The sequence below is a fragment of the Snodgrassella sp. B3837 genome, from assembly GCF_026535955.1.
In the GTDB taxonomy this organism is placed as follows: Bacteria; Pseudomonadota; Gammaproteobacteria; order Burkholderiales; family Neisseriaceae; genus Snodgrassella; species Snodgrassella alvi_E.
The window spans coordinates 109096-120926 of the sequence record NZ_JAFNPI010000015.1 but is presented as its reverse complement, the minus strand read 5'-3'; the positions used below and the strand labels follow the sequence as shown (position 1 = coordinate 120926).

Annotated in this window: 17 protein-coding genes; 6 read left to right on the top strand and 11 right to left on the bottom strand. The window is 44.3% G+C overall.

Going from position 1 to position 11831, the window contains the following annotated elements; genetic code table 11:
* Positions 1 to 60: 60 nt before the first annotated feature.
* The 11 genes from tatC to hisB all read right to left on the bottom strand — a co-directional run bounded on the left by tatC (position 61) and on the right by hisB (position 6897).
* Entirely contained in the window at positions 61 to 843 is a 783-nt protein-coding gene (gene tatC, locus J3U67_RS05675) for a twin-arginine translocase subunit TatC (RefSeq protein WP_267404224.1), read from the bottom strand.
* Positions 844 to 1320: a Sec-independent protein translocase protein TatB gene (tatB, locus tag J3U67_RS05670; RefSeq protein ID WP_267404223.1), complete on the bottom strand. Its 477-nt coding sequence runs from the start codon at positions 1318 to 1320 to the stop codon at positions 844 to 846.
* Positions 1321 to 1329: 9 nt separating this feature from the next.
* On the bottom strand, positions 1330 to 1530 hold the full coding sequence (tatA, locus tag J3U67_RS05665) for a Sec-independent protein translocase subunit TatA (protein ID WP_100140424.1): 201 nt from the start codon (positions 1528 to 1530) through the stop codon (positions 1330 to 1332).
* 85 nt (positions 1531 to 1615) lie between these two features.
* Positions 1616 to 1963, bottom strand: a complete 348-nt coding sequence (locus tag J3U67_RS05660; RefSeq protein ID WP_267390670.1) for a phosphoribosyl-ATP diphosphatase — start codon at positions 1961 to 1963, stop codon at positions 1616 to 1618.
* 15 nt (positions 1964 to 1978) lie between these two features.
* Entirely contained in the window at positions 1979 to 2392 is a 414-nt protein-coding gene (gene hisI, locus J3U67_RS05655) for a phosphoribosyl-AMP cyclohydrolase (RefSeq protein ID WP_267390671.1), read from the bottom strand.
* 49 nt (positions 2393 to 2441) lie between these two features.
* The gene (gene hisF, locus J3U67_RS05650; protein ID WP_267404221.1) at positions 2442 to 3209 is read right to left on the bottom strand and encodes an imidazole glycerol phosphate synthase subunit HisF; all 768 of its coding nucleotides are present in this window, start codon (positions 3207 to 3209) and stop codon (positions 2442 to 2444) included.
* Between the two features lie 33 nt (positions 3210 to 3242).
* A complete protein-coding gene (locus J3U67_RS05645; protein ID WP_267390673.1) occupies positions 3243 to 3518 on the bottom strand; it encodes a hypothetical protein in 276 nt (91 codons plus the stop codon).
* A gap of 199 nt (positions 3519 to 3717) precedes the next feature.
* Positions 3718 to 4458 carry a 1-(5-phosphoribosyl)-5-[(5-phosphoribosylamino)methylideneamino]imidazole-4-carboxamide isomerase gene (hisA, locus tag J3U67_RS05640; protein WP_100140428.1) on the bottom strand — a complete coding sequence of 247 codons (741 nt, stop codon included), beginning with the start codon at positions 4456 to 4458 and terminating at the stop codon, positions 3718 to 3720.
* Positions 4459 to 4507: 49 nt separating this feature from the next.
* Positions 4508 to 5155 (bottom strand): imidazole glycerol phosphate synthase subunit HisH, encoded by a 648-nt coding sequence (hisH, locus tag J3U67_RS05635; RefSeq protein WP_267390675.1) that lies wholly within the window; start codon positions 5153 to 5155, stop codon positions 4508 to 4510.
* Between the two features lie 147 nt (positions 5156 to 5302).
* Entirely contained in the window at positions 5303 to 6010 is a 708-nt protein-coding gene (locus J3U67_RS05630; RefSeq protein WP_267404219.1) for an ATP-binding cassette domain-containing protein, read from the bottom strand.
* Between the two features lie 293 nt (positions 6011 to 6303).
* A complete protein-coding gene (gene hisB, locus J3U67_RS05625; protein ID WP_267404217.1) occupies positions 6304 to 6897 on the bottom strand; it encodes an imidazoleglycerol-phosphate dehydratase HisB in 594 nt (197 codons plus the stop codon).
* 241 nt (positions 6898 to 7138) lie between these two features.
* Between hisB and J3U67_RS05620 the strand changes: the two genes are divergently transcribed.
* From J3U67_RS05620 to J3U67_RS05595, 6 genes are all read left to right on the top strand, one after another.
* Entirely contained in the window at positions 7139 to 8101 is a 963-nt protein-coding gene (locus J3U67_RS05620) for a PhoH family protein (protein WP_267390678.1), read from the top strand.
* A gap of 9 nt (positions 8102 to 8110) precedes the next feature.
* Complete coding sequence (locus J3U67_RS05615; RefSeq protein WP_267404215.1) at positions 8111 to 8950, top strand: SDR family NAD(P)-dependent oxidoreductase; 840 nt, start codon at positions 8111 to 8113, stop codon at positions 8948 to 8950.
* Positions 8951 to 9010: 60 nt separating this feature from the next.
* Positions 9011 to 9631: a TetR/AcrR family transcriptional regulator gene (locus J3U67_RS05610; RefSeq protein ID WP_267404213.1), complete on the top strand. Its 621-nt coding sequence runs from the start codon at positions 9011 to 9013 to the stop codon at positions 9629 to 9631.
* A 151-nt stretch (positions 9632 to 9782) separates the two neighbouring features.
* On the top strand, positions 9783 to 10775 hold the full coding sequence (locus tag J3U67_RS05605; RefSeq protein WP_267404211.1) for an MDR family oxidoreductase: 993 nt from the start codon (positions 9783 to 9785) through the stop codon (positions 10773 to 10775).
* Positions 10776 to 10925: 150 nt separating this feature from the next.
* Positions 10926 to 11534 (top strand): Maf family protein, encoded by a 609-nt coding sequence (locus J3U67_RS05600; protein ID WP_267404209.1) that lies wholly within the window; start codon positions 10926 to 10928, stop codon positions 11532 to 11534.
* A 23-nt stretch (positions 11535 to 11557) separates the two neighbouring features.
* On the top strand, positions 11558 to 11800 hold the full coding sequence (locus J3U67_RS05595; RefSeq protein WP_100140436.1) for a hypothetical protein: 243 nt from the start codon (positions 11558 to 11560) through the stop codon (positions 11798 to 11800).
* The last annotated feature ends 31 nt before the right edge of the window (positions 11801 to 11831 follow it).

The window sequence follows — 11831 nt, the reverse complement described above, 5'->3', positions numbered from 1 at the left end:
TTATAAACAGGCTGCCTGAAAATGTTCAGGCAGCCTGTTTATTTCAGTATAAAAATTAATTTATTGTCTTTGTACCGGATATGATAAAGAGGACTTTTTCTTATCACTGCCAACACAACGACAAACCAAAATCCCGATTTCATAAAGAAAAATTAAAGGGATCGCAAGTAGCGTTTGTGACAGAATATCTGGCGGTGTAACCACTGCCGCCACGACAAATGCACCAACCACAACATAAGGGCGAGCTTTTTTCAACTGAAGCACAGATACTACCCCTATTCTGTTTAACAGAATTACCAGTACCGGAACTTCAAATGTTACTCCAAATGCCACAAACATACCTAATATAAAAGACAGATATTTGTCGATATCGGTAGCCATGCTTACCCCAACAGGTGTAATACCAGTCAGAAAACGGAAAATAACTGGGAAAACCAGATAATAGGCAAATGCCATTCCCAGAGTAAACAAAAAGACACTGGCAATTAATAGAGGCAGTATCAAACGTTTTTCATGACGATAAAGGCCTGGAGCTATAAAGGCCCAGACTTGATATAACGTATGTGGCAATGTTAGTAAAAAAGCAGCCATCATTGTCACCTTCAAAGGTACAAAAAATGGCGCGATCACTTCGGTTGCTATCATATGCTGTCCAGCTGGCAGATTCACCATCAAGGGTTCTGCAACAAAAATATATATTTTCTGTGCAAAAGGCACCATAATCGCAAAGCATAACAATAGAATAGCCAGAATCCACATCACACGGCGACGTAATTCCAACAGGTGATCTATCAGTGTCAATTCAGTATTTTCATCTACCGGCATTACTATTACTCTGCTCATTTATCCGTGCCGGCGTATACGCAATTTAGGCGTAATACGATGTCGGGGACGCATATCGCGCCGGCGTTGTATCGCCTGCCGATGCAGCGAAACCCGATGCACCAGCGGAGCATCAGACAAATTGGTACCACTGTAGTGCAGTGGCTCGGAAAGGTTCATCTTGGTTTCGGTCTCTGCTGCTTCATCAGTAGCGATCTGACGTTTTAATGCATCTACCTCGCCACGTATACTACGCACATTATTATTAACATCAAGCTCAAATGACCGCGCAGCGGCCTCAATACTGTCACGTGCTTGTCTAAATTCTGCTACCCCAGTCTGCTCGCTTAGTTCGGTTTTAACATTATTGATGAAATTCTGAATACGCCCCACCCAGAGACCAGCACTGCGTGCCACCTTAGGTAGACGTTCCGGCCCCAGAACCACCAGAGCCACTACCGCAATCAGCAGAATCTCTCCAAAACCCAAACCAAACATAAATACCTTCTAAACTTTACTATCGTCTTTATTATGTTCGATTACATCATCTTTTTTCTGTGCTTCACGATCACTTTCATTCAGACCCTGTTTAAAATCATGTACAGCACCGCCCAGATCTTTACCAATATTACGTAACTTTTTGGTACCGAAAATCAGTACTACAATCAGCAATACCACTGCCCAGTGCCAAATTGAAAAACTACCCATGATGCTTTTCCTTTACCTCAACTACTTAAAAAACATGCGCCCGCCGTATGAAGACAGCAGCGCATATTAAGAAAATTGGTTGCAATTACTGCGGCTGACGACTGGCTTTTTCAGCCAATCCAGACACATGCTGTCGCTGTTGTAACTCCTGTAAAACTTCTTCTACGCGAATCTGATGATAGGTCAGCAATACCATAGTATGAAACCAGACATCAGCTACTTCCTTAATCAAATGATGCTTGTCACCGTCCTTGGAAGCCATCAGCACCTCGCCTGCTTCCTCGATAACTTTCTTCAAAATTTTATCTTCACCACTTTGTAATAACTGAGCTACATAAGAAGTCTGTGGCGAAGCCTCGCGTCTGGAATCCAGCACATCAGCTAATTCAGTTAAAATCATGGCTACATCTGCTGCAACCGGCTTAGTTGTCATCATGTTCTCTTTATTTTATTTATGTTTCTGAGCGCACTCAGACTGGGTATATATTTCATTTTCTGATTTAATAACAGGATCGGTACTTATCCAGTCATTATTCCGATAAATGCGGTAAAAACAGCTAGCATGTCCGGTGTGGCAGGCAATACCACCCTGCTGTTCAACCAGCAAAACTAGCGCGTCACCGTCACAATCCAAACGCAGCTCATATACCTTTTGCGTATGCCCAGACTCTTCACCTTTCATCCACTGCCTCTGTCGTGAGCGGCTGTAATAATGTGCAAAACCAGTAGCAACAGTCTGTCTCAACGCTTCGGCATTCATCCATGCCACCATCAGCACGCGCAAAGTGCGCCTGTCCTGAACCACAGCGCAGACCAATCCTTTATCATTCCACTTTACCGCATCCAAAAGCGTATTGATCACAACTATTGTCCTTATTTTCTAACAGACATTCAACCTATATATAGACAAATTAAATACGCATTTCAATACCAGCCTGCTGCATGGCTAATTTAGCGTCATGAATCCGTACTTCACCAAAATGAAAAATGCTTGCTGCAAGTACCGCATCAGCATACCCCATCTGCACACCTTCAATCAGATGCTCAATATTGCCAACACCGCCCGAAGCGATTACTGGCACACTGACAGCATTACTTACCGATTGGGTAAGTGGTATATTGAAACCAGCTTTAGTTCCATCTCTATCCATGCTGGTTAGCAAAATTTCCCCTGCTCCACGCATGGCCATATTTTTCGCCCATTCCACTGCATCAAGTCCCGTTTGACGCCTGCCACCATGGGTAAAAACTTCCCAGCGTGAATTTTCAGCATCCACTGCTTTAGCATCCACGGCCACAACAATTGCCTGATTGCCAAAAAAAGCACTGGCCTCATTAACAAGGTCTGGATTGCTGACAGCGGCTGTGTTAATTGAAACCTTATCTGCACCGGCATTCAGAAGGCGGCGGATATCTTCAACACTGCGCACACCACCTCCTACAGTCAGCGGAATAAATACCTTACTAGCTACCGCTTCGATAACATGCAAAATCGTATCGCGATTATCTGAGCTAGCAGTGATATCAAGAAAAGTAAGTTCATCCGCCCCCTCATCATTATAGCGCTGGGCAATTTCCACTGGATTACCGGCATCGCGCAGGGAGATAAAATTAATCCCTTTCACAACACGCCCATTGTCCACATCCAGACACGGAATAATGCGTTTGGCTAAAGCCATAATGCCATCTTTCTCAGCTAAACTATATGGTAATTATTTTATCCAGTGCTCAACCAGAGCAGGAATATTTAATTGTAAATAGTAATAGATAACGCCGACTACAATCGAATAAATAAGCGCACTGATGGTACCCAGTGCAACAATATCAAACAGCCAAATTGCGATAAAGACAAAAAACCATTGCACAATCCAGCCTAAAAGCCATGCACTATTCACATCCGGCCATGCATGTTGCATAATACAGTTAATCCCTATCATCGCAATGATATAAATGCTGGTTTCAAAAAAAATCTGCCTTGACCGATTCATGCTAAGAACCAACCACAATGCCAAAATCAGGGAACTTAATATATTAATCATTACTCGGTCTCCATAAGTACTGTAAGGTTATTGTTAAATAAAATATTCAGCTTATCTATCACCTAGCAACTCTGATCAAAATATACAGATACTTTACAGCTACAGCATAAAACTGAATGCAGATATTTTGATGCACATAAAATGAGAACTAGTGTTCGTACTGATCCGCTATTTTCTGTGCTGTTGCCAAATCGAGCGTACCTTCATAAATAGCACGCCCAACAATGGCTCCAGCAATGCCATCCTTTGCGACAGCACACAGGGCTTCCACATCCGCCAAATCAGTTACCCCGCCAGAAGCAATAATAGGTATAGATGTCTGTTGAGCCAATTTGACTGTGGCATCAATGTTGACCCCGCTCATCATGCCATCACGGCCGATATCCGTATAAATAATACTATTTACACCATCATCAGCAAAACGTTTGGCCAGCTCTGTTACCTGAAAATCTGTTATCTTCGCCCAGCCGTCTGTTGCCACCATCCCATTTTTTGCATCAATTCCAACAATAATTTGCCCGGGAAAGGCAGCACAAGCCTGACGCACAAATTGCGGGTTGTTTACCGCAGCAGTACCAATAATGACGTAGCTCAAACCCAGCTGCAAATAGCGTTCTATTGTATGCAAATCACGAATTCCACCTCCAAGCTGCACCGGCACATTATCTGCCACCTGTTTCAGTATATCTTTGATTGCGGTCATGTTTTCTGGTTTTCCGGCAAACGCCCCATCCAAATCCACCAGATGCAAGCGGCGAGCTCCTTGGGCACACCAGCTCAAAGCCATCTGTGCAGGATCATCAGAAAATACGGTGGCCCGCTCCATCAGGCCTTGTTGTAAGCGCACACACTGTCCGCCCTTTAAATCAATTGCAGGAATCAATAACATATTAAATTCACATAATCTAGACGAGTTGAAAACAGATACTTTAAGGACACTACTGCGTACCATCCCACTTTAAAAAATTACCTAGCAACTGCAAACCCGCCACATGGCTTTTCTCTGTATGAAACTGTGTGGCAAATACATTATCTCTGCCCACGATACAGGCAAAATCTTCACCATAATCTGACATACCCAATACCAGAGATGATTCCTGCGGCGCCAAATAATAGCTATGTACAAAATAAAACCATTCATTCTGCGATATACCGGCAAATAGAGGGTGCTGCTGAGTCTGATGAACACGGTTCCAGCCCATATGCGGTATTTTCAGCGGACGATTATTCACAGCTACAATGGATTGAAACCGCTTAACACAACCAGGAAACCAGCCCAAGCCGGATGTATTACCTTCTTCGCTGTGTTCAAACAGTAGCTGCGCACCAACACAGATACCGAAAAACGGTTTACGCTGCAATCCATCCATTAATGCTTCTGCCAAACCGCTTTTCAGCAAAGCTGCCATACAATCTGGCATGGCACCCTGTCCGGGAAAAATTATTTTGTCTGCTGCATAAACCTCATCCGGTTCAGACGTCAGCATAATTTCAGCCTTAATCTGCTGTAACTGACCAGCCGCCTGAACTGATTTCAGCACCGAATGCAGATTACCCATACCATAATTGACAATAGCTACTTTCATTTTCACATCTTTATCAGAATTTACTGTATTAACTTTAAGCAAGGTAATCCGGAATTTGGTTAAAAATAACGGGCTGTATGCAAATAAACAGCCCGTTATCATACCTTAAACCAAGTTAACTGAAAATCTGAAACCAAACCATTCTCATTATACGTAGCTAAAATTCCAAAGTGGAAAGAAACCACTTTCTTCCTTTAGCATCTCCATAGGTTCGGCTTCCACATTACTTTCTACATTATTATCTTGTCGACAAGCCAATTCTTTCACATCCAGCTCACTGGCTAAAACCAGTCCATCCATCAGCAATGCTTTCATCACTGTCTGCAAATCAACATCCCTGTCTGCTTCAGCATGCTGCTGCATCGCTTTATTCAACAAAATGACTTGTGGCCGCACACATAAACTGCGCGCCACCGCTACTAGAAACTGTTCACCAGCGGATAAATCTGCCGGAAATTTCAATGCCTGACGATATAAACCCACCTGAGACAGATAATTTAATGCTTTACTATGCGCTTCTAAACGATCCAGATGCAATACTTTCATTTGCATCAATGTCAGATTATCGACCACATTCAAATGCGGAAACAGATCAGCATGTTGCCACACTCTCACTATCTTAGTTATAGCATCATGAGACTGTTCAGTTTGCAAATCGACCTGCATTAATTTGTCTAAATAATATTCAGATTCAAAATCAGGCTGAAAACTAGCCTGAGTTTCATACTTCATATTCTCAGCATCGTTGTGCTGCCAATATTGGATAGGCCTTACATCAATTACCATTACATCATCATTCATTTGTCTACCTTGCTCTAAATCAAGGTCATTACATATTCCAATCAGCTTATCCATATCCGAACCTGTCAGACTGGCAATAAAAAAAATTACTAAAACAACCATCAGACCCGACAGATACACACTATCACAAAAAAACAAAAAAATACACAAATAAAAGAATATTCATAAATGTTAATTATAAAAAATTTTATTTGCACAACAAATTGAATAAAAACATTATTATACTTATAACGATGTTTACAATAACACCTTATCTGTTCTTTCAAAGCAATAAATCACATAAGCAGGATTAAAAAATAATCCGCTAATGTACACTCATTAACGGATTATTGAAATCAAACTAATATTTATGCAGTCAAAGTACCCTTAGTAGAAGGCATTACTCCAGCCATACGCTCATCCGCAGCTACAGCCATACGCAGAGCACGACCAAACGCTTTGAAAATTGTTTCAGCCTGATGATGCGCATTCACACCACGCAAATTATCAATATGCAGCGTGATCATTGCATGATTGACCAGTCCATGAAAAAACTCACTAAACAAATCAACATCAAAGCGTCCTATTAACGCACGACTATATTCAACGTTATACACCAGTCCCGGTCGTCCCGATAAATCAACCACGACACGGCTTAGCGATTCATCCAGCGGCACATAACTGTATCCATAGCGGGCAATTCCACATTTATCGCCTAACGCCTGCTTCAGTGCCTGCCCCAGAGCAATACCAATATCTTCAACAGTATGATGGTCATCAATGTGCACATCGCCGCGACAGCGGATATCCAAATCAATTAAACCATGACGGGCAATCTGATCAAGCATATGCTCCAGAAAAGGCACTCCCGTATCAAACCTGCCTACACCAGTACCATCAAGATTTAAACTTATCTGAATTTTCGTTTCACTGGTATTCCGTGTAATCTTCGCAGTTCGCATGCAATTTTCCATCCGCAGAATCATTGATAAGCTTGCGGGCGTATATTGCCAGCAGCATCCCTCTATTTACCGCCACAATCTATACCAAGTCCTGCCCGCAGGCAAGGCCAATCAGCCATTTTTAAATAGCCAATCAACAATTCAGCCCCTGTAACAGCAAATATTATTATCATCAAGTCACCCTTGCTTTCGACCAGCTTGACTACATATTAAAAATTGTTCAATTGCATTAAGTCTAACCATGAGTCAAACCAGCCATTACCAGCTCGAACCCATAGATAACACTGCCTTGCAACGCCTGTGTGGCGTTCTGGATCAACATATTGCCACTCTGGGCAAAGCACTGAATCTGGAAATTACCCGCCGCTTTGACCATTTCACTTTAACCGGCACTCAAATCACACAAGGAATCAACGCACTGGAGAGTCTAGCCACAATTGCACGCCAACGCGACCTAAATGACAGCGATATCCAGCTGGCTGCTGTAGAGGCCAAAACCACCACCCAGCCTGAAACCAATCATCAAGAACCCAAAACTTGGACCCTGCGTACTCGCCGCGGTAACATTGGCGGCCGTACCCCGCGGCAGAACAGCTACATACAGGCCTTATTAAAACACGATGTAGTATTCGGATTAGGTCCTGCAGGTACAGGTAAAACCTATCTGGCAGTAGCAGCAGCTGTCGATGCCATCGAAAAACATCAAGTAGAACGAATTGTACTGGTACGGCCTGCCGTAGAAGCAGGTGAAAAGCTCGGTTTTCTGCCCGGTGATCTGACACAGAAAGTCGATCCCTATCTTCGTCCCTTGTATGATGCTCTTTACGATCTGATGGGTTTTGACCGCGTCACTAAACTACTTGAAAAAGGCTTGATAGAAATTGCTCCTCTCGCTTATATGCGCGGGCGTACACTAAACGGAGCCTACATCATTCTGGACGAAGCACAAAATACCACACCGGAACAGATGAAAATGTTTCTTACCCGTATTGGATTTGGTGCCAAGGCTGCTATAACCGGTGATACCAGCCAAATTGATTTACCTAAAAATATCAAAAGCGGCCTGAAAGATGCCCGTGAAAAGCTCAGCAACATTGACGGTATTTATTTTCATGTATTCACCAGTGAAGATGTCGTACGCCATCCATTGGTACAGAAAATTGTCGATGCCTACGAAGCCGCTGCGGAAAACGAACTCCGATAAGGTCATCACATGCAAAAAAACATTCTGATTACCGGCTGCTCCAGTGGCATTGGCTACGCCACCGCCAAATTATTACGCCAAGACAACTGGCGAGTTTATACCAGTTGCCGTAGCGCTGAAGATGTTGCACGTTTACGTGCAGAAGGTTTTCACTGCCTCCAGCTGGATATTACCAGCGATGAACAAATACAAACCGCTTTTGATACAGTACTGAGTGAATTCGGCCATCTGGATGCGCTATTCTGCAATGCCGGCTACGGACAAACTGGTGCCGCTGAAGACATCAGCCGCACTGCTTTGCATGAACAATTTAATACCAATGTATTCGGTACATGGCAATGCATCAATGCTGCCATGAAAATATTTCGGCGTCAGCAATACGGCCGTATACTGGTCAATTCCAGCATACTTGGATATGCCGCTATGCCGTGGCGTAGTGCCTACAACAGCTCTAAATTTGCACTGGAAGGATTATGCGATACTCTACGCTTGGAAACCCATGCGAGCGGTATTTATATCAGCCTTCTCGAACCCGGACCTATAGCCACACGTTTTCGACCCAATGCACTGGTTAAATTCAAACAGTACATTGATGTAGAGAACAGCGTTCATCGTTCTGCCTATCAGGCTCAACTCAACCGCTTGCAAGCCACAAGCAGCGTCGCTCCCTTTACATTAACGGCTGAACAATGTGCCAGCGTTTGTGCGCGCGCCCTGAATGCCCACAAACCTAAAGCTCGCTATCCGGTTACCGTACCGGCACATCTTTTCTGGTATTTAAAAAAAATTTTTCCTATCACGTGGCTGGACTGGCTTTGTCGTAAAGCCGTCAGTAAACAGGGAAAGTAACAGCTCTTCAATCTGCCTGAAACAGACCATACCAAAAATTCAGAACAACACAATAGTACGATGACAGAACCAGCCACAACGCCAACGTTATCCCGTAAAGGCCGTAATACCAAAATTGCGCTTATCCGCAGCGGCGTAGAAGCCATGACCACATACGGCTACAACAGTGCAAATATTGAAAGCATACTTAAAAAAGTAGGCGTCCCCAAAGGCTCTTTTTATTATTATTTCAAAAGCAAAGAAGAATTTGGCTATGCCATACTCGATTACTACAATAGTTTTTTTACCAAAAAACTACAACAGCACTTACTCAACGAAAACATTTCTTCTGCACTAGCCAGAATCAAGGCATTCTGTACAGATGCCAGAAACAGCATGTCTGAATACCATTTCAACCGCGGCTGCCTAGTTGGTGAGCTAATGCAGGACGAATGCTTGCTTCCGCCGGATTACCCCGCTTTACTCAGCAATATTTTACACAACTGGCAGCACCTCATCGCCAGCTGCTTACGGTTGGCCCAGCAGCAACATGAAATAAACCAGCAAACAGACTGCAACCAACTGGCGTGTTTCTTTTGGCTAGGTTGGGAAGGAGCAGTCAGCCGAGCCAAACTGCTGAAAAATGCCAAACCACTAGACACATTTACCCAACAGTTTTTCAATTTAATCAAATCCGCCTAACGCACCCCAGCTGCCAGCCACATTAGCTACTTCAACACGTCTTTTTCGCTTTAACCAAACCAACCGCATTGACCAATTGCTCATTACTGACAACCAGCCTATAATCAAAATTAGACCATCCGTCTAGTTACCCCCTAAAAGGCATAATGTCATGTTATCCAAGGCCATATTCTTAGAAAAAACTGAAAACGATTTTTCCTGTAGCATCCAACAAATCAGAGAAGAAAATCTGCTACAACAAACAGGCGATACCCTGATACAAATTCAGTTTTCTAGTCTGAACTATAAAGATGCTCTGGCCATCACTAATAGCGGCCCCATAGTAAGGCAATGGCCGATGGTACCCGGCATAGACGGTGCCGGTACCATTATTCGCAGCAGCAGCGAGCACTTTAAAGCTGGAGATCGCGTCATCTTAAACGGCTGGGGCTGTGGCGAAACCCATTGGGGCTGTCTGAGTCAGTATGCCTATCTTAAATCAGACTGGCTTATCCCCTTACCAGCCGGCTTAAGCACCCAGCAAGCCATGATGATCGGTACGGCCGGATATACAGCCGCCCTTTGTGTTCAACGCATCATCAAACATGGCATTACTCCAGAACATGGCAACATTCTTATTACCGGCGCCACAGGAGGTGTCGGTTCCGTTGCCATTATGTTACTGGCTCAATTAGGCTATACCCTTACCGCTGCTACCAGCAAAATCAGTAACACCGATTATTTGCAACAACTAGGCGTACACCACTTCATTGACAGTAAAACACTAGCCAATGCAGAAAAACCATTACAAAAACAACAATGGGCAGCTGCTATAGATGTACTCGGTTCACACAGCTTGGCTAACATCTGTGCCCAGACCCAATATGGCGGTATCGTCACCGCATGCGGTCTGGCTCAGGGCATGGATTTACCGGCCACAGTAGCCCCTTTCATACTTAGAGGCATTACTCTAGCCGGTATCGACAGCGTTATGGCACCTTACTCTCAACGCATAGCAGCATGGGATTTTCTGGCCAAACATCTGAATACACAGCAACTACAGCACATTGCCCACACTATCAGCCTGACTGAGTGCCCTGAAACAGCTCAAGACATCATTAAAGGCAAAATCAGAGGTCGGTTTATCGTTGATGTAAACCTCTAACCAGACAAAACCAGCCCGCTGCTCGTAACTGGATCTAGACCAAAATCCAGCCGCACCGATATCCAGAGAAAAAACCATTTTGCGTAAGGCAATGCTAAAATAACCACAATCAACCGATAACATACACACCCAACACACCATTCCTTATCAATGAACCCGCCTACCGTCTACCTTGCTTCCGGCAGCCCCCGTCGGTATGAAATCCTCACCAATCTTGGCTACCATGTATTGCGGTTGCCCGCAGAGATTGATGAAACGCCCTACCCAGACGAAAACGCCACTAAATATGTGCAGCGCATGGCACGTATGAAAAACAGCGCAGCACTCAGTACATGGCACCAGACACAGCAACAGCCACCGGAATTTCCGCTGATCAGCGCCGACACCACCGTTAGCCTGAATAACCTCATTCTGGGCAAACCAGTCAACACCGACGATGCGGCACGCATGCTCAAACTACTTTCAGGCCGCCAGCATCAGGTACATACCGCCGTTTCCATCTACTGGCACAACCAAACCCTGCACAGCCTGCAAACCAGCACTGTACACTTTGCACCCTTACAGGATGAACAGATTACTGCTTACATTGCCAGCGGCGAACCACTGGACAAAGCCGGAGCCTATGGCATCCAAGGGCTGGGCGGAATGCTGGTTCAGCACATCAGCGGTAGCTTTACCGGTATCATGGGCTTACCCGTTTATGAAACCACCCAGCTACTCAACCAATGCGGCTGCACTCCACTTACCAATCCAGATTAATCCACACAATATCTATATTCATCATGAAAATACTGCCTTTACTACCTATTTTCGCCATTACCAGTCTGGCTGCCTGCTCACACCATGAAAATTATCGCAGCGCCAGTGAAGCTGCAGCCATCACCGCCTCCGATGTACAAAACGCTCACCTTGAAGCTACCACTACTCTCGACCGGATTGCTGATGAAACTGCCTCAGATAGCATTATCCCATCAACCTCTGTTAATTCTTCCCGACCAGCCTCTATACCTCAGCAACCAAACTAGACAACTCCCAGCTATACTTACACACCTAAAA